This is a genomic window from Nocardia canadensis, from assembly GCF_032656385.1.
GTDB lineage: Bacteria > Actinomycetota > Actinomycetes > Mycobacteriales > Mycobacteriaceae > Nocardia > Nocardia canadensis.
In genome coordinates, this window is record NZ_JAVCWB010000010.1 from 1,092,279 (window position 1) to 1,113,675 (window position 21,397).

Annotated in this window: 23 protein-coding genes; 8 read left to right on the forward strand and 15 right to left on the reverse strand. The window is 68.7% G+C overall.

Going from position 1 to position 21,397, the window contains the following annotated elements; all coding sequences use genetic code 11:
- Positions 1-6 precede the first annotated feature (6 nt).
- From Q7X29_RS28310 to bluB, 3 genes are all read left to right on the forward strand, one after another.
- Positions 7-1,407 (forward strand): fatty acid desaturase family protein, encoded by a 1,401-nt coding sequence (locus Q7X29_RS28310; protein WP_218718639.1) that lies wholly within the window; start codon positions 7-9, stop codon positions 1,405-1,407.
- A gap of 99 nt (positions 1,408-1,506) precedes the next feature.
- Positions 1,507-2,751, forward strand: a complete 1,245-nt coding sequence (locus tag Q7X29_RS28315) for a fatty acid desaturase family protein (RefSeq protein ID WP_218718638.1) — start codon at positions 1,507-1,509, stop codon at positions 2,749-2,751.
- Positions 2,752-2,774: 23 nt separating this feature from the next.
- On the forward strand, positions 2,775-3,410 hold the full coding sequence (gene bluB, locus Q7X29_RS28320; protein WP_316575893.1) for a 5,6-dimethylbenzimidazole synthase: 636 nt from the start codon (positions 2,775-2,777) through the stop codon (positions 3,408-3,410).
- A 55-nt stretch (positions 3,411-3,465) separates the two neighbouring features.
- Here bluB and hpf read toward each other — a convergent pair whose 3' ends face one another.
- From hpf to Q7X29_RS28350, 6 genes are all read right to left on the reverse strand, one after another.
- A complete protein-coding gene (gene hpf / locus Q7X29_RS28325) occupies positions 3,466-4,164 on the reverse strand; it encodes a ribosome hibernation-promoting factor, HPF/YfiA family (RefSeq protein WP_218718636.1) in 699 nt (232 codons plus the stop codon).
- A 183-nt stretch (positions 4,165-4,347) separates the two neighbouring features.
- Positions 4,348-4,992, reverse strand: coding sequence for a ComF family protein (locus Q7X29_RS28330; RefSeq protein WP_316575894.1), 645 nt, complete (start codon positions 4,990-4,992; stop codon positions 4,348-4,350).
- Between the two features lie 32 nt (positions 4,993-5,024).
- The gene (gene lpqB / locus Q7X29_RS28335) at positions 5,025-6,836 is read right to left on the reverse strand and encodes an MtrAB system accessory lipoprotein LpqB (RefSeq protein ID WP_316575895.1); all 1,812 of its coding nucleotides are present in this window, start codon (positions 6,834-6,836) and stop codon (positions 5,025-5,027) included.
- A complete protein-coding gene (gene mtrB, locus Q7X29_RS28340; RefSeq protein WP_316575896.1) occupies positions 6,833-8,659 on the reverse strand; it encodes an MtrAB system histidine kinase MtrB in 1,827 nt (608 codons plus the stop codon). The genes lpqB and mtrB overlap by 4 nt, the downstream gene beginning before the upstream one ends.
- A 124-nt stretch (positions 8,660-8,783) precedes the next feature.
- Positions 8,784-9,461 carry an MtrAB system response regulator MtrA gene (mtrA, locus tag Q7X29_RS28345; protein WP_019048752.1) on the reverse strand — a complete coding sequence of 226 codons (678 nt, stop codon included), beginning with the start codon at positions 9,459-9,461 and terminating at the stop codon, positions 8,784-8,786.
- 77 nt (positions 9,462-9,538) lie between these two features.
- A complete protein-coding gene (locus tag Q7X29_RS28350; protein WP_218718683.1) occupies positions 9,539-10,186 on the reverse strand; it encodes a dTMP kinase in 648 nt (215 codons plus the stop codon).
- A 270-nt stretch (positions 10,187-10,456) separates the two neighbouring features.
- Between Q7X29_RS28350 and Q7X29_RS28355 the strand changes: the two genes are divergently transcribed.
- Together Q7X29_RS28355 and Q7X29_RS28360 are read left to right on the forward strand one after the other, a co-directional pair.
- On the forward strand, positions 10,457-10,714 hold the full coding sequence (locus Q7X29_RS28355; RefSeq protein WP_316575897.1) for a hypothetical protein: 258 nt from the start codon (positions 10,457-10,459) through the stop codon (positions 10,712-10,714).
- Positions 10,715-10,786: 72 nt separating this feature from the next.
- Positions 10,787-10,981, forward strand: a complete 195-nt coding sequence (locus Q7X29_RS28360; RefSeq protein ID WP_218718631.1) for a hypothetical protein — start codon at positions 10,787-10,789, stop codon at positions 10,979-10,981.
- A 273-nt stretch (positions 10,982-11,254) separates the two neighbouring features.
- Here Q7X29_RS28360 and ahcY read toward each other — a convergent pair whose 3' ends face one another.
- From ahcY to cofD, 9 genes are all read right to left on the reverse strand, one after another.
- On the reverse strand, positions 11,255-12,736 hold the full coding sequence (gene ahcY / locus Q7X29_RS28365) for an adenosylhomocysteinase (protein WP_218718629.1): 1,482 nt from the start codon (positions 12,734-12,736) through the stop codon (positions 11,255-11,257).
- A gap of 80 nt (positions 12,737-12,816) precedes the next feature.
- Positions 12,817-13,974: an alkane 1-monooxygenase gene (locus Q7X29_RS28370; RefSeq protein ID WP_218718628.1), complete on the reverse strand. Its 1,158-nt coding sequence runs from the start codon at positions 13,972-13,974 to the stop codon at positions 12,817-12,819.
- Between the two features lie 122 nt (positions 13,975-14,096).
- On the reverse strand, positions 14,097-14,765 hold the full coding sequence (locus Q7X29_RS28375; protein WP_308248482.1) for a TetR/AcrR family transcriptional regulator: 669 nt from the start codon (positions 14,763-14,765) through the stop codon (positions 14,097-14,099).
- Positions 14,762-14,944 (reverse strand): rubredoxin, encoded by a 183-nt coding sequence (locus tag Q7X29_RS28380; RefSeq protein WP_189026616.1) that lies wholly within the window; start codon positions 14,942-14,944, stop codon positions 14,762-14,764. Before Q7X29_RS28380 ends, Q7X29_RS28375 begins: the two co-directional genes overlap by 4 nt.
- A complete protein-coding gene (locus tag Q7X29_RS28385) occupies positions 14,941-15,114 on the reverse strand; it encodes a rubredoxin (protein WP_218718627.1) in 174 nt (57 codons plus the stop codon). The genes Q7X29_RS28380 and Q7X29_RS28385 overlap by 4 nt, the downstream gene beginning before the upstream one ends.
- A complete protein-coding gene (locus Q7X29_RS28390; protein WP_316575899.1) occupies positions 15,111-16,346 on the reverse strand; it encodes an alkane 1-monooxygenase in 1,236 nt (411 codons plus the stop codon). The genes Q7X29_RS28385 and Q7X29_RS28390 overlap by 4 nt, the downstream gene beginning before the upstream one ends.
- A gap of 196 nt (positions 16,347-16,542) precedes the next feature.
- Complete coding sequence (locus tag Q7X29_RS28395; protein ID WP_218718625.1) at positions 16,543-17,067, reverse strand: NUDIX hydrolase; 525 nt, start codon at positions 17,065-17,067, stop codon at positions 16,543-16,545.
- The gene (locus Q7X29_RS28400; RefSeq protein ID WP_316575900.1) at positions 17,064-18,410 is read right to left on the reverse strand and encodes a coenzyme F420-0:L-glutamate ligase; all 1,347 of its coding nucleotides are present in this window, start codon (positions 18,408-18,410) and stop codon (positions 17,064-17,066) included. Before Q7X29_RS28400 ends, Q7X29_RS28395 begins: the two co-directional genes overlap by 4 nt.
- A gap of 71 nt (positions 18,411-18,481) precedes the next feature.
- Positions 18,482-19,468 carry a 2-phospho-L-lactate transferase gene (gene cofD, locus Q7X29_RS28405; protein WP_316575901.1) on the reverse strand — a complete coding sequence of 329 codons (987 nt, stop codon included), beginning with the start codon at positions 19,466-19,468 and terminating at the stop codon, positions 18,482-18,484.
- A gap of 500 nt (positions 19,469-19,968) precedes the next feature.
- Between cofD and Q7X29_RS28410 the strand changes: the two genes are divergently transcribed.
- The 3 genes from Q7X29_RS28410 (at position 19,969) to Q7X29_RS28420 (ending at position 21,290) form a co-directional block, all read left to right on the forward strand.
- On the forward strand, positions 19,969-20,202 hold the full coding sequence (locus tag Q7X29_RS28410) for a WhiB family transcriptional regulator (protein ID WP_133733920.1): 234 nt from the start codon (positions 19,969-19,971) through the stop codon (positions 20,200-20,202).
- A gap of 146 nt (positions 20,203-20,348) precedes the next feature.
- Positions 20,349-20,831, forward strand: coding sequence for a metallopeptidase family protein (locus Q7X29_RS28415; protein ID WP_218718623.1), 483 nt, complete (start codon positions 20,349-20,351; stop codon positions 20,829-20,831).
- Positions 20,832-20,915: 84 nt separating this feature from the next.
- On the forward strand, positions 20,916-21,290 hold the full coding sequence (locus tag Q7X29_RS28420) for a DUF3499 domain-containing protein (RefSeq protein ID WP_255587790.1): 375 nt from the start codon (positions 20,916-20,918) through the stop codon (positions 21,288-21,290).
- Positions 21,291-21,397: the final 107 nt, after the last annotated feature.

Genomic DNA, 21,397 nt, shown 5'->3' on the forward strand with positions numbered 1-21,397 from the left:
ACCCCGGTGGCCATCACCGATATCCAGGCCTTCGCCCACCTCACGTCGGCCGACATCGAGACCCTGGGGAAAGAACTCGATTCGATCCGCCGTTCGGTGGAGACCTCCCGCGGCGAACGCGACGCGAAGTACATCCGTCGCACCATCGCCGCCCAGCGCGCGCTGGAAGTGGCGGGACGCGCGGTGTTGTTCGGCAGCCGCAACCGCTGGGCCTGGCTCGGCGGCACGGCGCTGCTGTCGGTGGCCAAGATCATCGAGAACATGGAGCTGGGGCACAACGTCAGCCACGGGCAGTGGGACTGGATGAACGATCCGGAGATCCACTCCACCAGCTGGGAGTGGGACATGACCGGGACCTCGGCGCAGTGGCGCCGGGCGCACAACTACTCCCATCACACCTACACCAACGTGCTGGGCAAGGACGAGGATCTGGGCTTCGGCATCCTGCGGATGACCCGCGACGAGGCCTGGCACCCCAAGCATCTGGTGCAGCCCGCGGCGAATCTGTTGCTCGCGGCCACCTTCGAGTGGGGCATCGCGCTGCACGACCTCGGCATCGAGAAGGAGCTGGCCGGAGTTCCGACCAAACAGCTGCTCTCCGAGCCGAACAAGGAGTTCGCCCGCAAGGCGGGCCGCCAGGTCGTCAAGGACTTCGTGCTCTACCCCGCGCTGACCGGTCCCGCCTGGAAGTCGACCCTGAAGGCGAACACGACCGCCAACCTGGTCCGCAACCTGTGGGCCTACGCGGTGATCTTCTGCGGCCACTTCCCCGACGGCGCCGAGAAGTTCACGATCGAGCAGCTCGACGGCGAGACCCAGGGCGAGTGGTACCTGCGCCAGATGCTGGGCAGCGCCAACTTCAAGGCCGGTCCGGTGATGGCGTTCATGAGCGGCAACCTCTGCTACCAGATCGAGCACCATCTGTTCCCCGACCTGCCGAGCAACCGGTACCCCGAGGTCGCGGTGCGCGTGCGCGAACTGTGCGACAAGTACGACCTGCCCTACACGACCGGCTCGCTGGGCAAGCAGTACCTGCTGGCGTTCCGGACCATCCACAAGCTGGCCCTGCCGGACCGCTTCCTGAAGCGGACCGCCGACGACGCGCCCGAGACGTCCTCGGAGCACAAGTTCGCCGGCATCTCGCTGCCGGACGCGCTGCGGGTCGATCCGGAGACGGGCAAGCGCTTCGGCCTGCGCTCGGCGCTGCACGACGCGAAGGTGTCGCTGGAGATCAAGGCCAGGCACGAGAAGGAAGTGCTGCGCGAAGCGAAAGCGACGCTGAAGGCGCGGGCGCGGCAGGAGAAGCTGGCATTGCGCGAAGCCAAGCGCGCCCTCGGCGAGCGGGCCAAGCACGAGCGCGGCGCGCTGCGCGACCGAGCGGCCAAGCGGATGGCGCGCCGGGGATGAGATAACATCTCCATCTCGATTTCGCAATAGGACGTTTCACACAATCCGGGCCCGAAATCGCCAACCTACGCTCTCGTAACCTACGGTAGTGTAACCGGCATGGCGATCTCGGATGTCAAGGAATACGCGCACCTCACCGCCGCGGATGTCGAAGCTCTCGGTGCTGAGTTCGACGCGATCCGCCGCGAAATCGAATCTTCACGGGGGGCCGCCGACGCGCGCTACATCCGCAATGTCATCCGCCTACAGCGGGCGCTGGAGATCAGCGGACGTACCGTGCTGTTCGCCAGCTTCCTGCCGCCGGCCTGGCTGGCCGGCGTCGCCCTGCTCGGCACTGCCAAGATCATCGAGAACATGGAGATCGGGCACAACGTCATGCACGGGCAGTGGGACTGGATGAACGATCCGGAAGTCCACTCCACCTCGTGGGAATGGGACAACGCGGGCCCGTCGGCGCACTGGAAGATCACCCACAACTTCCTGCACCACAAGTACACCAACGTCCTGGGCATGGACGACGACATCGGCTACGGCCTGCTGCGCGTCACCCGCGATCAGCGCTGGATGCCGTTCTACCTGGGCAACCCGGTCTACAACCTGCTGCTGCAGATGCTGTTCGAGTACGGCGTCGCCATCCAGCATCTGGAGCTGGGCAAGGTCGCCAAGAAGAAGTGGACCAAGGACTCGCCCGAGTGGCAGCAGTTCGACGCCGACCGCAAGCTGGTGCTCAAGAAGATCGGCAAGCAGGCGGCCAAGGACTACGTGATCTTCCCGCTGCTCACCGGTCCCTCGTTCTTCACCACCCTGACCGCCAACATGGCCGCCAACGTGGTGCGCAACGTGTGGACCAACGCGGTGATCTTCTGCGGCCACTTCCCCGACGGCGCGGAGAAGTTCACCAAGGCCGACATCGAGAACGAGACCCAGGGCGAGTGGTACCTGCGCCAGATGCTGGGCAGCGCCAACATCTCCGGCGGCAAGGTCATGCACTTCATGACCGGCAACCTCAGCCACCAGATCGAGCACCACCTGTTCCCCGACCTGCCGAGCAACCGCTACGCCGCCATCGCCGTGCGGGTGCGCGAGCTGGCCGAGAAGTACGACCTGCCCTACACCACCGGGTCGCTGCCGGTGCAGTACTTCAAGTCGTGGCGCACGATCCTCAAGCTGTCGCTGCCCAACAAGTACCTGCGCCACACCACCGACGACGCCCCGGAGACCAAGTCCGAGAAGCTGTTCGGCGGCAATGCCGTCAGCACCGTCGACCCGGTGACCGGCCGTCGCCGTGGCCTGCGCACCGCGCTGGACGCCGGGCGCAAGCTGGCCCGCCGCTCGATGGCCTGACCGGCTGCGGTTGACTGGTCGGCGTGTGTGCCGACCAGTTGAGCGTCTACGACGCGATCCGCCTGCGCCGTGATGTGCGCGCCGAGTTCACCGGCGAGCTCGTCGACGACGACACCCTGTGGCGGATTCTGGACGCCGCCCACCGCGCGCCCAGCGTCGGCAACTCCCAACCGTGGGACTTCGTCGTGGTCCGCAAGCCCGACACTCTGCGCCGCTTCGCCGACCACGTCGCGGGCAAGCGGGTCGAGTTCCGGGACGCGCTGCCCGCCGATCGGGCCGAGACCTTCGAGCCGATCAAGATCGACGGGATCATCGAGAGCGGCACCGGCGTCGTGGTCACCCACGACGACCGGCGCGGCGGACCGCAGATCCTGGGCCGGGCGACGGTGCCGGAGACCGGCGTGTACTCGACGGTGCTGGCCATCCAGAACCTGTGGCTCGCGGCGACCGCGGAGCGGGTGGGCGTCGGCTGGGTGTCGTTCTACGATCCGGAGTTCCTGCGCGCGCTGGTCGACCTGCCCGCCGGGATCAAGCCGGTGGCCTGGCTGTGCGTCGGACCGGTGCGCGAATTCCAGCGGGTCCCCGACCTGGAACGATTCGGGTGGCGATCGGGTCGCTCGCTCACCGAAGCCGTGCACCACGAAACCTTCGGCGGCTGAACGCGATCCGGGCACCCGCTGCGACAGCGGATGCCCGGAGGGGTGTGTGTTGGTGTCAGGCCAGTCGGATCAGGCCGTAGTCGAAGGCGTGTCTGCGATAGACGACCGAGGGCCGGTCCGTCTCGCGATCATGGAACAGGAAGAAGTCGTGCCCGACCAGTTCCATCTGGTAGAGCGCATCGTCCACCGACATCGGTGTCGCGGTGTGCACCTTGGTGCGCACGATGTGGCCGGGACCGTCCTCGTGTTCGGGTTCCTCGGCATGGGCGTGCGCCGCGGCGCCGTTCGGCGCGGCGAACAGGGATTCGTCCACCAGCGTCGCGGTGGCCTGCGCGACCGAGACCGGCGTCTTGTCGCCGTAGTGCACGACGCGCCGCTTGTCCTTGGTCCGGCGCAGTCTGCTCTCGATCTTCTGGGTGGCCGACTCCAGCGCGGCGTAGAAGCTGTCTGCGCAGGCTTCCGCGCGCACGATCGGTCCACGGCCGCGCGCGGTGATCTCGACGCGCTGACAGGCCTTGCGTTGACGACGGTTGCGTTCGTGGAAAAGTTCCACATCGAAGAGGAATATCGACGGATCGAAGCGCTCTAGCCGAGCCAGCTTCTCCGCGACATAGATTCGATAGTGGTCGGGGACTTCGACATTCCGACCGGAGACCACCACTTCGGCGTGCGGGCTCTCGGTCGAGTCGGCGGCACTGTCAGCCAGTGCCGTGGGGTCAGCATCTCGCACTGATGCCCGTGAAGAAGTCGTCACGCGTACCTCCCGGATATGGCCGCACACGATGAAGCGAGTGCGGCGGGATTGAGCTGTGCCGATCGGGATTCGCTCGGCACCAGATGTCCGCGGCGCCACCTCCCAAACTTGTCGTTCGGTGTGTGTCCGCGACGCTAGTCCGCCACGGGCAAGTGCGCCACTGTTCACGCAAATTTCGCGGAGTCAAGCCGCGCAGGTCACCAAAACGGCGCACGGAAGTACGCCGATTCGACTAAGAACGCGTACCGATTCGGTGACAGTCGCCCCTGTCGTGAGGACGTCGTCGACCACGACTACCTCGGCATTCGCCGCGATGGCCGCCGCGTCGGCGAGCTGGGTCACGGTCATGATCTTGTCGCGCAGATTGTGGGCACGCTCGCGTGGCGTCAACCCCACCGAGTCGCGGACCCCGCGCCGCATCCGCAGCAGCGGCACACTCCGGCTATCGATCAGCCATCGCGCGGCCTGCGCCGCCGAGCGCGCCACCGGGTCACCACCGCGGCGGCGCGCGGCCGCCGATCGAGTCGGCGCGGGCACGAGCACCAGCGGGCGATCAGGGGCCCGTAGCCGGTCCAGAGCCAGCGCCAGCGCCAGCCCGAGTGGTGCGGCCAGGTCGCGCCTGCCGTGCTCCTTGGCGGCCAGCACGGCGCGGCGCCCCGGACCGCGATAGGGACCCAGCGCCCAGCACGGGACGCCGGGATCGGTGCGCGGACGGACCCGCACCGGGACCCGGCTCAGCTCGGCCGCGCAGCCGGGGCACCACGCCACGCCCGCCGTCGCGCAGCCACCGCAGTGGACGGGCAGCACCAGATCGAGCAGGGCTCTCATAGCGGGTGAGTATCACAGCACCCACCGACAAGTCAGCTGGGCAGCACCGGGACGACGCGCTCGCCGGTCAGACCCGGCACCTCGCGCCAGAAGCGGTCGTTGCGAGCCGGATCGGCGGTCTGCAACTGAAGCACGGCGCGGGAGTCGGCCACGTACTGGGTGGCGGGCGCGGCCGTCACCACCCGCACCGGCGGGGTCAGGTTCTGCGAGGTCACCGGGGAGAACTGGGAACCGTCGATGGAGACGGTGAAAACCGGGTCGACGTTGCCCTCGCGGGCCACCATGATCGTGTCGCCGGTGACCCAGCTCAGCGAGACCGCGCGAGTGCTCAACCCGAGCGCGAGCGGCAGCGGGGAGGTGAGCGCGTACTTGCCGTCGGGACGACGTTCGACCACCGCCACGTAGACCTTGCCGTCGGCGATCAGCGCGGCCCGCACGCCGGTGCGCGAGACCACCACCTCGCTGATCGGCGGCCGCGGCGCGCCCGTCCCCTCGAACAGGGCGGTGGTGTCGACGTCCTGGACCGAGACGTTGCCGGTGGCGCGGTCGGTGACCGCGCGGATGACGCGTTCGCCATCGATCACCGTCCAGGCCGCGCCGCCGTCGGAGGTCCACGACGGGCGGGCGACGCTGGTGCCCTCGGCCACGGCGAAGGCCTTGGCGCCGTAGTTGCCGATCAGCAGGGTGCGGCCGGGTTCGGGTGCGGGCCTGCCGGTGTCGGCGACGGCGGCGACGAACTGGCCGTCGGCGGAGATGCCCACCGACTGCAGGTTGGTCGCCTCGCCGAAGGACCCGCTCGGGGTGACGATGCCGTCGGGGGTGACCTGCACCAGCGTGCCGTTGCGCAGCGCGTGCAGGCCGATCCGGTTCTGGCCGGGGGCCGAGGCGCTGTACTGGTCGAGGTCGGCGACCGACCAACCGGCCGCGTACCGGTCGTCGAGCGGTTTGCCGTCGGCGAGCAGCACGTACGGGCCGAGGATGTCGGCGCCGGCCAGCGTCATCACCACCTGGGCGGCGAGCAGTTCGCGTTCCTTCTGCCCGAGCTGGGCGACCCCGGTGAAGTCGATGCGCACCCCACCGATGCCGATGCCCACTTCGCCGGGCTCGTCCTTGGCCTTGACGATCGGGCCGCGCACGGCCACCGGTTGCGCGAGCTGATTGCGCACCACCGGCGCGATCGCCGACTGGGGCCCGGCGCCGAGCATGCCGATCAGCCGCTCGGTCAGCTGGGCGCGCGGCACCGAGATCCAGCGCGGGTCGGGGACCAGCACGGAACTGCCCGGATCGACGTATTGCAGCACGTAGCGGCGGTAGGTCTTGTCGAACGCGGTGGAATCCATCACGACGCCGGGGGGCAGTTCGGTGATCCGCCACTCGCCGTCGATCTTGCTCATCTCGATCTTGTTCTCGAGCGTGCCCTCGACGGCCCGGTAGCTACCGTCGCCGCCCAGCTCGCCGACCTTGCGAGCGCGGATCACGTAGCTGGCCTTGTCGCCGGAGCGCGATTCCCGCAGGGTGTCGGGGCGATCGACGATGGTGATGCTCGCCTCGTCGTTCCATTCACCGGCGGTCTCGGGCGCCATGTACTGACGGGCCGCGGCGTGCCGGTTGGCCGGATCGGCGCTGGCCGCGAGGAAGTCACCGACCAGCAGATCGGGGTCGCGGCCCGAGGTCGGCGGCGGCGGTCCCTCCGAGGTGGGCGCGCGATTGATCGTGCCGAGTGCCTGGGGTGCCGAGGACTCCGGCAGGCTGGCGCACCCGCTCAGGACCAGCGCGCCGACCAGCGCGGCCGCGACCAGCGCGGCGGCCCGCCGCCCCCAGCGCACACCCCGCACGTTCGTCATGACTGTCGGTCTCCGGTCTCGGTGGACATCGGCTGGTCCTCGGCGCCGGTGGTCTCGGCGCGCCCGTTCGACGCCGGGTGCGCGTCGGGCGGGTCCGTCCGGGCGTCCGAGGGGATCGGCCCGGTGCCGGTGGGCTCGGTCGGCATCACATCGGGGCCCGCGGTGCCTGCCGGCTCGGTCTCGATCGCGCCCGCGGGCTCGGTCCTGATCTCCGCACGGTCGCCGGAATCCGGTTCGGGATCGGCCTCGGGCAGGGCGGGAACCTTGCGCAGCATCGGTTCCAGGGCCAGCGGACTGGCCCCCAGTTTACGGCCGCGCACCATCGGCAGCAGCAGCCGGAAGCTGGCGCCGACGCCGGGATCACCCCACGCCTCGAGCCTGCCTTCGTGCAGGTTGGCGTCCTCGACGCTGATCGACAGGCCCAGACCGGTGCCGCCGGAGCGCCGCACCCGCGACGGGTCCGAGCGCCAGAACCGGTTGAAGACCAGCTTCTCCTCGCCCGGCCGCAGGCCGACGCCCTGATCGCGCACGACGGTCGCGACCGCGTTGGCCTCGGCGTCGCCGCGCATCCGGATCAGCACCGGCTTGCCCTCGCTGTGGTCGATCGCGTTGGCGAGCAGGTTGCGCAGCACGCGCTCGACCCGGCGCGGGTCGACCTCGGCGACGACCGGCTCCTCGGGCAGATCGATGACGACCTCCACGCCGGCTTCCTTGGCCAGATGCCGCACCGTGGAGATCGCCGCCCGCGCGCACATCCGCACGTCGAGCGATTCCACCTGCAGCTCGGCCACACCGGCATCGTGCCGGGAGATCTCGAGCAGGTCGTTGAGCAGGCCCTCGAACCGGTCCAGCTCGTTGACCAGCAGCTCGGAGCTGCGAGCCAGCGCCGGATCGAGATCGTCGCTGGAGCCGTGGATGAGGTCGGCGGCCATGCGCACCGTGGTGAGCGGGGTGCGCAGCTCGTGGCTGACGTCGGAGGTGAACCGGCGTTGCAGATTGCCGAATTCCTCCAGCTGGGTGATCTGGTTCGACAGGCTCTCGGCCATTTCGTTGAACGCCTGCGCCAGGCGGGCCATGTCGTCCTCGCCGCGCACCAGCATGCGTTCCTTGAGCCTGCCGTCGGCGAAGCGACCGGCGATCCGCGCCGCCGACCGGATCGGCAGCACCACCTGCCGGGTGACCAGCGCGGTGATCGCGGCGAGCAGCACCAGCAGCACCACGCCACCGATGAGCATCGTGCCGCGCATCAGCGACAGACTCGCTTCCTCGCTGGCCAGCGGGAAGATCAGATAGATCTCCAGGGTCGCGACCTCGGCGCTCGGGCTGCCGATGATCAGCGCGCGCCCGCGATAGCCGTCCGGGTCGGCGACGGTGGTGAACTGGTAGGAGACCTGGTTGCGCTGGACGAAGCGGCGCAGCTCCTGCGGCACCTCCGAGATGGGACCGGTGGTGAGTTCCTGCGGCGGCGTGCCGCCGACCATCGCCAGCGCGGAGTCGAAACTGCCCGCCGCGCCACTGGACTGCCCGGTGCCGCCACGGCTGGACAGCGCGGCGCGGGCGTCGGCGAGCTGTTGCTGCTGACTGTTCGCGTCATGAACGCCGGAGAGCTTGCCCTCGATCGTGCTGCGGGCACGATCCATCTCCTCGACGGCGGCGTTGATCTTGGCTTCGAGCAGCCGGTCGGTGATCTGACCGGTGAGCACGACACCGAGGATCGTGATCACGATGAGCGAGAGGGTCAGCGTGGACACGATGACACGCAGTTGCAGCGACCGGCGCCAGAGATGGCCCAGCGCGGTCCCGACAGCCTGGAACCAGGCCATGACCGGAGCCGCCCATCGCCGCAACTGCGTGACGAAGGTTTGCGCACGTCCGTCGTGCGCTGGAGGCGCTGACGCTGTACCGGCAGGTCGACCGTCGGTCACAGCGGCGCCTCACAGGTACCGATCACGGCGGTCCGGCCTTGTAACCGACACCGCGGACGGTCAGGACGATCTCCGGGTTCTCCGGATCCTTCTCGACCTTGGCGCGTAGTCGCTGCACGTGCACGTTGACCAGGCGGGTATCGGCGGCGTGCCGGTAACCCCAGACCTGTTCGAGCAGCACCTCACGGGTGAACACCTGGCGCGGCTTGCGCGCGAGCGCGACCAGCAGGTCGAACTCCAGCGGGGTGAGCGAGATCTGCGCGCCGCCGCGGGTCACCTTGTGCGCGGGCACATCGATGACGATGTCGGCGATCGAGAGCAGCTCGGCGGGCTCGTCCTCGGTACGGCGCAGACGCGCGCGCACGCGGGCGACGAGTTCCTTCGGCTTGAACGGCTTGACGATGTAATCGTCGGCACCGGACTCCAGACCGAGCACCACGTCGACCGTGTCGGTCTTGGCGGTGAGCATCACGATCGGAACGCCGGAATCGGCCCGGAGCACGCGGCATACGTCGATGCCGTTCATCCCGGGCAGCATCAGGTCCAGCAACACCAGGTCGGGGCGGATCTCCCGCACCGCCGACAGGGCCTGCGTGCCGTCGCCGACCACGTGCGGGTCGAACCCTTCCCCGCGCAAGACGATGGTCAGCATCTCAGCGAGTGCCATATCGTCGTCGACGACCAGAATCTTGGGCTTCATAGTCCTATGTTGTCATCTCCCAGGCCAGGATCGGGCCGCCACGCCATTAATGGTGTGAACCCGTCGCGTATCCAACCTTATCCGGCAAAGATTTCCGAGCAGAGGGTGAGTAGGGCGGGCCCATCGTCATCGGATCGGTATGTCCACCAGCGACCGAACCAGTCGCGGTCGGCCAGCTCACGATAGACCTCCCCGGTACGGTGCTGTAGACCGCCGTCCCGCTCGTAGGCGTCCAGGGCCCTGGTGGTGTCGAGTTCACCACGGCGCCGGGCGCGTTCGGCCGCGACCTCGGTGGGAATGTCGATCAGGACGGTGAGGTCGGGCGTCGGCAGGGCCAGCCTGCCGAACTCCAGATCGCCCACCCAGGAGACGATTTCACCGTCGGCGTCCTGTTCGGCGCGAGCGGCAGAGTAGGCGGCGTTGGACGCCACCCAGCGGTCCAGGATGACGATGTCGTTGGCGTCCAACAGGTTCGACAGCTCCGCGCTCGCGTCGGCACGGTCCAGGGCGAACATGATCGCCATCGCGTTGATCGAGCCGGCGAGGTCGCCGTGCCCGCCGCGCAGGGCCTCCGCGGCCAGATCGGCGTGGACGGACCGGCCGTATTGCGGAAAGGCCAGGCTGCCCGCGCGCAGCCCCTTTCCGGACAATTCGTCGATCAACCCGTCGATCAGCGTCCGTTTACCGGCGCCGTCGAGGCCTTCCACCGCAATCAGCACGCCCATGAGCGGTGAGATTACCCGGCCGGAGGCGGCGAGCGCCGCATGCCCCACCCCGGAATCTCCGGCGGCCGCCGGACGCGGCGACGAGCCGGGCGCCGGACGGCCGTGTCTTCCGACGCGCCGGGACGACGGGGACCGGATTGCCCGTTTCACCTCGCGACACCAGTGTGAAGTGGTCTCATTCCAAAGTCCTCGGCGGATCGGCTCCGTCCGGGCTACCGGGGCGCACGTCAACCCCGCGCCCGCGCCGGGCCGCTCGACCCAGGAGTCATCATGCTCAACCGAACCGTTCTCCGTGCCGCCGTGGCCGCCGCCGCGCTCGGCATCGCCCTCGCCGGCTCCGGCGTCGCGACCGCCGCGCCCACCGCCGATCCCATCGGACGCGGCGAGCACGCGCGCAGCGGCTCGGCCGCCCTGCTCAGCGGCTCGGCCGAAGCCGGTTCCGCCGCCGCTGGCTCGGCGGCCGAACTCGCCGCCTGCGCGCTGCTGGAAGCGGTCATCCCGCTGCCGATCTGCCTGCTGCTGGTCTGACCGGGTACGGCACGGGCCTGCCACCAGAACTGCGGTCTGGTCCGTGCCGACTCCCCCGGCGAGGATTCCGCCATGCACAAGATCTTCCGCCTCACCGCCGCCACGCTGGCTCTCACCGCCGCCCTCGCCTGCGGCACCGCCTCCGCCCAGACCCCGGTCGCCACCCCCGACGCGGGCTCCTCGGCGGCCTTCAACTCGGTGATGTGCGCCCTGCTCGGCATCAGCAGCGAACACAACATCTTCTGCACCGGCGTGATCATCGGCTGACGAAGCCAGGCGCCCGGCCCGACCACCCTCCCCGAGGGCACTCGATGCTCGTTCGCACACCGACCACCTCGACCGCCGCGCTGGCCGCCCTCGCCCTGCTCGGCGCCGGCGCCGCGACAGCCGAATCCCCGGCACCGACCACGGTCGGCGCCGACATCGCCAGCGGCTCCGATGCCGTCCCCACGATCTGCAATACCGGGCCCGTCGGCCGACCCGCCCGGAACACGACAGTGGCCCGTCGACCGGTCGGTCGACGGGCCACTGTCGTGAGTATCAGTAGCGGTAGTGGTCCGGCTTGTACGGGCCTTCCACGTCCACGCCGATGTACTCGGCCTGATCCTTGGTGAGCTTGGTCAGCGTGCCGCCGAGAGCCTCGACGTGGATCCGCGCGACCTTCTCGTCGAGGTGCTTGGGCAGCCGGTAGACCTCGTTGTCGTACTCCTGCGGCTTGGTCCACAGCTCGATCTGGGCGATGACCTGGTTGGAGAAGCTGTTCGACATCACGAACGACGGGTGGCCGGTCGCGTTGCCCAGGTTCAGCAGGCGGCCTTCCGAGAGCACGATGATCGACTTGCCCGAGTCGAAGGTCCACAGGTCGACCTGCGGCTTGATCTCGAGGCGGGTCGCACCCGAACGCTCCAGCGCGGCCATATCGATCTCGTTGTCGAAGTGACCGATGTTGCCGAGGATGGCCTGGTCCTTCATCGCCTTCATGTGCTCGAGGGTGATGATGTCCTTGTTGCCCGTCGAGGTGATGACGATGTCGGCGTTGCCGATCGCCTGCTCCACGGTGACCACGTCGTAGCCGTCCATCAGCGCCTGCAGGGCGTTGATCGGGTCGATCTCGGTGACCTGCACGCGCGCGCCCTGGCCGGCCAGCGACTCCGCGCACCCCTTGCCGACATCGCCGTAACCGCAGATCAGCACCTTCTTGCCACCGATGAGCACATCGGTGCCCCGGTTGATGCCGTCGATCAGCGAGTGGCGGGTGCCGTACTTGTTGTCGAACTTCGACTTGGTGACCGAGTCGTTGACGTTGATCGCCGGGAACACCAGCTCACCCGCGGCGGCGAACTGGTACAGCCGCAGCACGCCGGTGGTGGTCTCCTCGGTGACGCCCTTGACCGAGTCGGCGATGACACTCCACTTGGTCTTGTCGGCCTCGAGGCTCTCGCGCAGCAGGTTGAGGAACACCTTGTACTCGGCCGAGTGGTCGGCGTCCTCGGGCGGCACCACGCCGGACTTCTCGAACTGCGCGCCGCGCAGCACGAGCATGGTCGCGTCGCCACCGTCGTCGAGGATCATGTTCGCGGGCTCGTCCGGCCAGGTGAGCATCTGCTCGGCCGCCCACCAGTACTCCTCCAGCGTCTCGCCCTTCCAGGCGAAGACCGGAGTGCCCTTGGGCTCGTCGACGGTGCCGTTGGGCCCGACGACGATGGCCGCGGCCGCGTGGTCCTGGGTGGAGAAGATGTTGCACGACGCCCAGCGCACCTGTGCGCCGAGAGCGACGAGCGTTTCGATCAGGACGGCGGTCTGCACCGTCATGTGCAGCGATCCGGAGATGCGCGCGCCCGCGAGCGGCTGCACATCGTGGTATTCGCGGCGCAGAGCCATCAGGCCGGGCATCTCGTGCTCGGCGAGGCGGATCTCCTTGCGGCCGAATTCGGCCAGCGAGAGATCTGCCACCTTGTAATCGATGCCGTTGCGAACGTCAGCGGTCAGCTCGGTGCGCGCGGGAAGTTCTGAGGTCGTCATCAGCCTCTCCTGGTAGTCAGTACCGAGGCAAGGCTACCGCGTGTGGGCTCGCAGGTTTCCCGGTCCTCGACGGGCGGCGGTCAGGCCGCGGCGCGGTATCGGGCCAGCAAACGCCGCTCCTTGGGCGGGGCGACATTGGCCAGCGACAGGTCGCCGCCGTAGTGGGCGGCCACCTTGGGGTCCATCACCGCACGCCACAGCGGCGGGACGGCCGCCAGCAGCAGCATCGTGGCGTAGCCGGCGGGCAGCTGCGGCGACTCCTCGGTCGAACGCAGGGTCTGGTAGCGGCGGCCGGGGTTGGCGTGGTGGTCGCTGTGACGCTGCAGATGGAACAGGAAGATGTTGGTGACCAGGCGATCGCTGTTCCAGCTGTCGCGCGGGGAGCAGCGCTCCCAGCGGCCGTTGGGCTTGCGGGCCCGCAGCAGTCCGTAGTGCTCGACATAGTTGACGGCTTCCAGCAGCCCGAAGCCGATGACGGCCTGCAGGACCAGCCACGGCGCGATCGCGGGCCCGAAGGCCAGCAGCAGCGAACCGAACAGCACCGCGCTCATCGACCACGCCTGCAGGATGTTGTTCTTGGTGCTCCACCAACCGCGCCCCTGCCTGGCCAGGCGCGCGCGCTCGAGCTGGATGGCCGACCGGAAGCCCCCGATCACGCTGCGCGGCAAGAACTCCCACAGCGACTCCCCCAGGCGGGCACTGGCCGGATCGTCGGGGGTGGCGACCCGGGCGTGATGGCCGCGATTGTGCTCGACGAAGAAGTGCCCGTACCCGGACTGGGCGAGCGCGATCTTCGACAGCAATCTTTCAGCACTCTCGACCCGGTGGCCCAGTTCGTGGGCGGCGTTGATGCCGATCCCGCTGACGAAGCCGACGGTGGCGGCCAGTCCGAGCTTGTCGATGACGTCGAGTTCGTCGCCCGCCCACATCGCGCAGGCGATCACCAGGCCGATCAGCTGAACCGGCAGGAACAGATAGGTGCACCACCGGTAGTACCGATCGGCGGAGAGCGCCTCGTAGTCCTCGTCGCGCGGATTGTTGCCGTCCTCGCCGACGATCCAGTCCAGGACCGGAATGGCGATGAGCACGATCACGGGTCCGATCCACCAGAGCACTTCCGCCTTGGTGTGGTACACGAGTTGGGAAGGCAGCAGCGCCGACGCCGGAGCGATCAAGCCCAAGGCCCATAGATACCGTTTGGGATCACGAAATCCCCCCGGTTTGCCAACCGTTTGCACGCACGCTCCGCTGTAAAAAAACTAATCGCCGACCGATGTGAATACTGACAGACCGTAGGCGCGTTACACAGAGTCACGGCGCCAAACGTGGTGACGGTTACATGGTGGCGAATCAGAGCCGATCAAGCGCGGTCGTGATCGCCGTCACCGATCGGGGCCCGGACGCCGCGTACCTGCACGATCGCTTCGACGTACGGACTCAGCAGCGCGCTCATCTCGGCGGGCGCGTCCCGCTCCGGCACCGGCGGATTGGGGATGTAACTCAGCGCGATCCGCACCAGGGCGTGCGCGAGCACGTCGGCCTCCGCGTCGGTGGCGTCGACCCAGCTGCGCTGGAAGACCACGGCCAGCCGCGCGGTGGCGTGCTCGAGCAAGGGGCCCGCGTCGAGGGTGATCAGGCGCAGCAGGTCCGGCTTCATCTCCCCGGCCAGCAGCGAGCGCACCAGCGGGTCGGCCGCGGCCGCGAGGAAGAACCCGGTCATGCCGACCCGGATAGCGGCGCGGGCGTCGCCGACATTGTCGTCGAGCGCCTCGCGCACGTGGTCGACGAGCTCGTCGGCCAGCCGGAGCGCGTAGGCCTGGGACAGACCCGCGCGCGACCCGAACTCGTTGTAGAGCGTCTGCCTGCTGACCCCGGCGCGCGCCGCGACATCACCGAGCGTGATCTTGGACCAATCACGCTCGGTGAGCAGTTCGCGCATCCCGTCCAGAACGGAGGTGCGCAGCAGTTCCCGCGCGGCCTCCTGGTACGGGATGCGCGGTCCGGTGCGCGGCGTGCCCGCGACGCTCACGAACGTTCGATCTCGACCATGAAGAAATCGGACTTGGCCGCGCCGCAGTCGGGGCAGGTCCAGTTGTCCGGGATGTCCTCCCACTTGGTGCCGGGGGCGATGTTGTCATCGGGCCAGCCCTGCGCCTCGTCGTATTCGAACCCGCACTGCACACACTGGTAGAGCTTGTACTCGGTCACCGCGATACTCCTACCGCCTCGAAGTCGATCTTCTCCCGCACCCCGCAGTCCGGGCAGCACCAGTCGTCGGGAACCGACGCCCAGGGCGTGCCGGCCGGAAATCCCTCGCGCGGGGCTCCTTTCGTTTCGTCGTAGACATAATCACAGACCGGGCAGCGATACGCACTCATGCCTGGCCCTCCTGTCCGTACCGGGCGAGCACCCGCTCGCGACGCTTGGGTTCGATGTTGGCGCGGGTGACGTCGCCCGAGTAGTGCGCGAGCACGCGCTTGTCCATGACCTTGCGCCAGATCGGCGGGAAGTAGGCGATCAGGATCATGCTCGCGTAGCCGCTGGGCAGGTTCGGCGCACCGTCCCAACTGCGCAGCGTCTGATAGCGACGGGTGGGGTAGGCGTGGTGGTCGCTGTGCCGCTGCAGGTGGTACAGGAAGATGTTGGTGACGATGTGGTCGCTGTTCCAGCTGTGCTCGGGCGCGGGCCGCTCGTAGCGCCCGGTGGCCGTCTTCTGCCGGACCAGGCCGTAGTGCTCGAGGTAGTTCACCGACTCGAGCAGGCTGAAGCCGACGACGGCTTGCAGGATCAGATACGGCAGCACCTCGATGCCGAAGATCGCGATCAGGCCCAGCCACAGCACCACCGACATCGCCCAGGCGTTGAGCACGTCGTTGCGCAACGTCCACGGGCTCTTGCCCAGCCGATGCAGGCGTTCCTTCTCCAGGTGCCAGGCCGAGCGGAAGCTGCCCCACACGGTGCGCGGCCAGAACGCCCAGAACGTCTCGCCGATGCGGGCGCTGGCCGGGTCCTCCGGCGTCGCGACGCGGACGTGGTGGCCGCGGTTGTGCTCGATGTAGAAGTGGCCGTAGAACGACTGGGCCAGCGCGATGCGCGCGAGCCAGCGCTCCAGCTCGACCTTCTTGTGGCCGAGTTCGTGCGCGGTGTTGATGCCGATGCCGCCGATCATGCCGACGCTGATCGCGATGCCGATCTTGTCGACCACGTTCGCCCCGCCGGGGAAGCCGAGCCAGTGCAGGTTCGGCGCGGTGATGATGTAGCAGGCGAAGATCAGCGAGGCGTACTGGAACGGCAGGTACAGGTAGGTCAGGTACCGGTAGTACTTGTCGTTCTCCAGGTACTCCATCACCTCGTCGGGGGGATTGTCGCCGTCGGGACCGAAGAACAGGTCCGCGACCGGGATCACGATGTACACCAGCACCGGTCCGAGCCAGAACGGCACTTCGGCCAGGCGATGCCAGCCGAGCTGATTGAGGCCCCAGATGAGGGGGATCGCGATCGTGAACAATCCGGTCGGGGCGAACAGGCCCCACAACCAGAGATAGCGCTTGGAATCGCGCCACTGCGGGGGCGCCACCCGCTGTTCGGACGCGTTGGCATCTGTCGACATCGTCGTCTCCATCCTGCGACACAGCTCACATCTGTGATGTGCGTAACTCTCTGTCACAGACGATAGGTCCCGATGTGTCCGGCGTCTAGACAAATTTGCAGATTTGTAAAGCTGCAACAGTCGGATAACGGAACAGCGACCGCGCCCACCTGGGGCACGATCGCTGTCATCGCAGGTCAAAGACTGATTCAGAGCCCTATACGCCCACCAGCAGAACATCGGCGCCGGCCGGTAGCCCGGACACCGGCCACCACCGCAGATCCGTCGATTCGGCACTGCGGACCGGCACCGCGCCCGGCGGGGCGACGATCTCGAACAGCAGGTCCAGATGCCGCGTCGGCACCCCGAGCGAACAGGTGATCGGGTGCGCCTGCGCGCCGTACAGTCCCGGCGTCAGCCGCAGGTCCGCGATGCCCGACTCCTCCACCGCCTCGCGCAGCGCGGCGTCGGCGACGGTCTCGTCACCGGGCTCGCAGTGCCCGCCGAGCTGGATCCAGCGACCCACCCGGGGATGCAGCGTCAGCAGGATCTCGCTGCGGTCGTGCGAGAGCACGATCGCCGAGGCCGTGATGTGGCCGGGCGCGTGCTCGCGCAGGCACCCACGCGGCGCCGAACCCAGGAACGCCAGCATCGCCTCGCGCAGCGATCGGTCCTGGCCGGACTCGGGCCGCCAGTCGGTCAGCAACTCGGTGGCCGAGGCGTGCAGGGACTCCGCGCTCACAGTTCGACCAGGCCCGCGCCCGGCGAGCCGACCGTACGCGGCGCGGGTTCGTCGAGCGGTACCCCGATCGCGATGGCGCCCAACGGCATCCAGTCCTCGTCCAAGCCGAGCACCTCGCGGACGAGTTCGGGCGCGAAGATCGTCGACCCGATCCAGCAGCTGCCAAGGCCGTCGGCGGCCAGCGCCACCAGCAGCCCCTGCACCGCGGCGCCGACCGCGACGGTGAACATCGTCTGCTCGGCGGCCTGGCGGCGGGCGTCGGGATAGTCGTGCGCGCCGTCGGGCACGCAGAACGGGATGATCACCTCGGGGGCGTCGAACAGGATGCGCCCCCGCGCGACCCGGCGCTCGACGCGCTCGGGATCGAGTCCGTCGGCGGTGAGGTCGGCCCGCCACCGCTCGGCCATGGCCTCGAGCAGCTGCGCGCGCAGCTTGGGCTTGCGCAGCCAGACAAAGCGCACCGGCCGGGTGTGGTGCGGCGCGGGCGCGGTGAGCCCGACCGCGACGGCGGCCCTGATCCGTTCCGGGTCGACCGGCTCGTCGGCGAAGGCCCGGACCGAACGCCGCAGCGGCACCGCCTCTTTGCGGCCCTTCTCGATCGCCTCGGCGGTGCCGAGCCAGAACAGGTCGTCGACGCCGCCGCGCAGCAGTGCCGCCGCGCTCGACCCGTCGTCGTCGGTCGCCAGACCGCGCACCACCGCGACCGGGACGCCGCCGAGCTTGCCCTTGACCAGATCGGCGGCGGCCGCGAGTTCGTCGGCCACGGCCACCTGGGTGACGTGCAGGTCGTTGCCCTGCCCGTCGACGGCGCCCGCGTAGTCGTGCAGCACGCGCAGCCCGGCCGCGCCGATCGCGGCGTCGATCTGGCCGTTGCGCCAGGCCCGGCCCATGGTGTCGGTGATGACCACGGCCACGTTCACCCCGAGCCGCTGCGCCAGCGCGGCGCGCAGCGCCTTGGCACTGCCATCGGGATCGGTGGGCAGCAGCACCAGTTCGCCCTCGGCCACGTTCGAGCCGTCGACGCCGGAGGCGGCCTGCACGATGCCGAGCCGGTTCTCGGTGATCAGGGTGCGGCCCTTGCGGGCGAGCACCCGCACCGCCTCCTCGTCGACCAGCTTGCGGCGCGCGGTGTCGCGCTCCTCGGGATCGGTCGGCGCGGCGACGATACGGCCCTCGGCCTTGGAGACGATCTTGCTGGTGACCACGACGATGTCGCCATCGGCCAGCCACGGCGCCTGTGCGGCAAGGTGTTCGGCGAGGTCGTCGCCGGGCCGGAACTCCGGCAGGCCGGTCACCGGCAGGATCCGCAGCTCGTCGGCCGCGTGGTCGGGCAGCACGCTCACGGCTGCGTCCTCTCGGCCCGCTCGGGCGCCCTCCGTGGTTACGCGGGCTGCCTCCTCCGGGCGCTGACCGATCATGCCGGGACTCCTGCCAGTTCCATTGCGGCGCGGGCCATTTCGGCCGTGGCCTCGGCGTCGGTCATCAGCAGCGGCACGCTGCGGACCTCGACGCCGGGGACCTCGGCGGTGTCGGTGGAGTGCACCAGCCAGCCGTCGAGGATGCCGGTGGCCGAGCGGGCGCCGTAGTGCCGCCCGATCGCCTCGGCGGTGGATTCCACGCCGATCACCGTCAGGCACTCATCGGCCATGCCGCGCAACGGCTTTCCGTCGATCACCGGCGAGAGGCCGATGACCTTGGCCGCGGTGGTGCGCAACGCGCCCCGGATACCGGGCACGGCGAGGATCGCGCCGATGCTCACGACGGGGTTCGACGGGGCCAGCAACACGGCGTCGGCGGAGGCTATGATTTCGGTCACATCGGGGGCCGGGGAGGCTTGTTCGGCGCCGATCGAGGCAAAGGAATGAGTCGGGAGCGCCGCGCGGTACCGCACCCACCATTCCTGGAAGTGGATCGCGCGACGTTCGCCGGCGTTGTCGGGATCGCTGACGACGACGTGGGTTTCACAGCGATCGTCGGTTGCCGGGATCAGGCGCACGCCCGGCTGCCACCGATTGCACAGCGCTTCGGTGACCGCGGACAGCGGATATCCGGCGCGCAGCATCTCGGTGCGGATGAGGTGGGTGGCGATGTCACGATCGCCCAGGCCGAACCAATCGGGCTGGGCGTTGTAGGCGGCCAGCTCCTCTTTCGCGTGCCAGGTCTCGTTCGCGTGGCCCCACCCGCGCTCGGTGTCGATGCCGCCACCGAGGGTGTACATGCAGGTGTCGAGGTCGGGACAGATGCGAAGCCCGTGCATCCAGACGTCGTCGCCGACGTTGACGATGGCGGAGATGTCGGCGTCGGGCAGCAGCTGCCTGACGCCTTGCAGGAACCGTGCACCGCCGACGCCGCCGACCAGAACGGCGATCTTGGGCTCGCGCACCGCGTGTTGTGCAGTCACAGGGTCACAGCCTATGCGGTGGCGGTTGCCGATTGATTTCGCGGCGAATTCCAGCAAAGTTGCTGGTCATTTGCCACAGCACATAACAAGATCAAAACGAAAGGCGGGTGCGGAGTGTAACGGAAGGGTGACGGCGGGTTGACCACCGGCGAGTGCGGCGTGTCTAATCACAGACATGTCATTCCGGTCACCGCGAGAAGGCATAGCGCGGGGGCGTTTGCGAGAGGGTGTTGGCTCGCCGGAAGACAGGTTCGGGGAAGCCCGCGAGACTACGTCGCGGTGTTCGGCCGCCGGGGTTCGTGTTGGCCCGGCGGAAAGAATCATTCTGCGCTAACACATAGTGAGGAGGCGGAACGATGACCGAAAACATGGTCTCGCCGACCGATTCCACAGCAGGCGCAGCTCACGCTGTCTGCGCCGACACGAGCTGGCCGGAACCGGACGTGGTAAGCGAAGTCGCGGCTCCCCGGCTGAGTCTGGTCGTCACGGGCTTCGACGAAATGTTCGAGTCCATCGAAGAGCAGTGGCAGGAGCGCGCGCTGTGCGCTCAGACCGACCCCGAGGCGTTCTTCCCCGAGAAGGGCGGCTCGACCCGTGAGGCCAAGCGCATCTGCCTGGGCTGTGAAGTACGCGATCAGTGCCTGGAATACGCACTGGCGCACGACGAGCGTTTCGGTATCTGGGGCGGTCTCTCGGAACGAGAGCGTCGCAGGCTGAAGCGCGGAATCGGTTAAGAGAATGTTCGAAAGTAGACTCTGAGGCTCCAGCCCGGAGCACGCAGGCGCAGTACGTCGGTGCTTCGGGCGCACGCCCAGTAGTCGCGCCGTCCCCAGGCTCGACGGGCACGACCCGGTGCACGCGAGAAAGGTGGACGACTCCCATGGCACGTTCCCGCCGTCATACCCCGGCGCCCACCGCACGCTCGGTCACCCGCCGCGGCCGCGGTGTCCGTGGCCCCATGCTCCCGCCCACCGTTCCCGCGTGGCGCACGAGGGGCCAGAAATTCGACCGGCTGGTGCTCGAGGCCTTCGCCCCGCTGGACACCCGCTGGCACGATCGCCTCACCAAACTCGACATCGCCGTCGACGACGTACCGAAAATCCGTCCGCTGCACCCTGATTCGGTCACCTGGCCGGACGAGGTGGTGGCCGACGGACCGGTCCCGCTGTCGCGGCTGATCCCCGCGGGCGTCGACCGGCACGGCGCGGCCACCCGCGCCAGGGTGGTGCTGTTCCGCAAGCCGCTGGAACTGCGCGCCGCCGATCCCGACGATCTCGTGGAACTGCTCCGCGAGGTCCTCGTCCAGCAGATCGCGACCTATCTCGGTGTCGACCCGGACCTGATCGATCCCGAGCCCGAATAACGACCCGCCGACAACGGGACGTATCACCGCGTGTCCGTATCCACTTTTGCGGGCCGGAGGGCTAATCTCGACGTCGTGATCCCCATGCGTCGTTGCTGCCGACCCGGCTGCAAGAACCCGGCTGTAGCGACGCTGACGTATGTGTACTCCGACTCGACCGCCGTCGTCGGACCGCTGGCCACCGTCGCCGAACCGCATTCCTGGGATCTGTGCGAAACCCACGCCTGCCGCATCACCGCGCCCAAGGGCTGGGAGCTGGTCCGCCACGAAGGCGGATTCTCCTCGAGCACACCCGACGACGACGATCTGACCGCGCTGGCCGAGGCCGTGCGCGAAGCGGGCCTGCGCCGTCGCCCCGCCGACGCCGACCAGCCCGGCTACCGGGACAGCGCGCCCCCGCCGTCGCGGACCACCCGCACCGGCCGCCGCGGCCACCTGCGCGTCCTGCCCGATCCGTAGGCCTCGGCAACCCACTCATCGCGCGAGGATCCGGACAACTCACCGACCACGTCCCAGTCCGTCCGTCATCACGCAGGACCTGTCGCGAACCGTCGCGCTACCGGACC

Excerpts from the sequence above, each read along its gene's own strand:
- Q7X29_RS28315 (WP_218718638.1), top strand. The coding sequence starts at position 1,507 with ATGGCGATCTCGGATGTCAAGGAATACGCGCACCTCACCGCCGCGGAT.
- Q7X29_RS28330 (WP_316575894.1), bottom strand. The coding sequence starts at position 4,992 with ATGAGAGCCCTGCTCGATCTGGTGCTGCCCGTCCACTGCGGTGGCTGC.
- lpqB (WP_316575895.1), bottom strand. The coding sequence starts at position 6,836 with ATGACGAACGTGCGGGGTGTGCGCTGGGGGCGGCGGGCCGCCGCGCTG.
- mtrB (WP_316575896.1), bottom strand. The coding sequence starts at position 8,659 with ATGGCCTGGTTCCAGGCTGTCGGGACCGCGCTGGGCCATCTCTGGCGC.
- mtrA (WP_019048752.1), bottom strand. The coding sequence starts at position 9,461 with ATGAAGCCCAAGATTCTGGTCGTCGACGACGATATGGCACTCGCTGAG.
- Q7X29_RS28350 (WP_218718683.1), bottom strand. The coding sequence starts at position 10,186 with ATGGGCGTGCTGATTGCGGTGGAAGGCCTCGACGGCGCCGGTAAACGG.
- Q7X29_RS28355 (WP_316575897.1), top strand. The coding sequence starts at position 10,457 with ATGCTCAACCGAACCGTTCTCCGTGCCGCCGTGGCCGCCGCCGCGCTC.
- Q7X29_RS28360 (WP_218718631.1), top strand. The coding sequence starts at position 10,787 with ATGCACAAGATCTTCCGCCTCACCGCCGCCACGCTGGCTCTCACCGCC.
- ahcY (WP_218718629.1), bottom strand. The coding sequence starts at position 12,736 with ATGACGACCTCAGAACTTCCCGCGCGCACCGAGCTGACCGCTGACGTT.
- Q7X29_RS28385 (WP_218718627.1), bottom strand. The coding sequence starts at position 15,114 with ATGAGTGCGTATCGCTGCCCGGTCTGTGATTATGTCTACGACGAAACG.
- Q7X29_RS28390 (WP_316575899.1), bottom strand. The coding sequence starts at position 16,346 with ATGTCGACAGATGCCAACGCGTCCGAACAGCGGGTGGCGCCCCCGCAG.
- Q7X29_RS28410 (WP_133733920.1), top strand. The coding sequence starts at position 19,969 with ATGTTCGAGTCCATCGAAGAGCAGTGGCAGGAGCGCGCGCTGTGCGCT.
- Q7X29_RS28415 (WP_218718623.1), top strand. The coding sequence starts at position 20,349 with ATGGCACGTTCCCGCCGTCATACCCCGGCGCCCACCGCACGCTCGGTC.
- Q7X29_RS28420 (WP_255587790.1), top strand. The coding sequence starts at position 20,916 with ATGCGTCGTTGCTGCCGACCCGGCTGCAAGAACCCGGCTGTAGCGACG.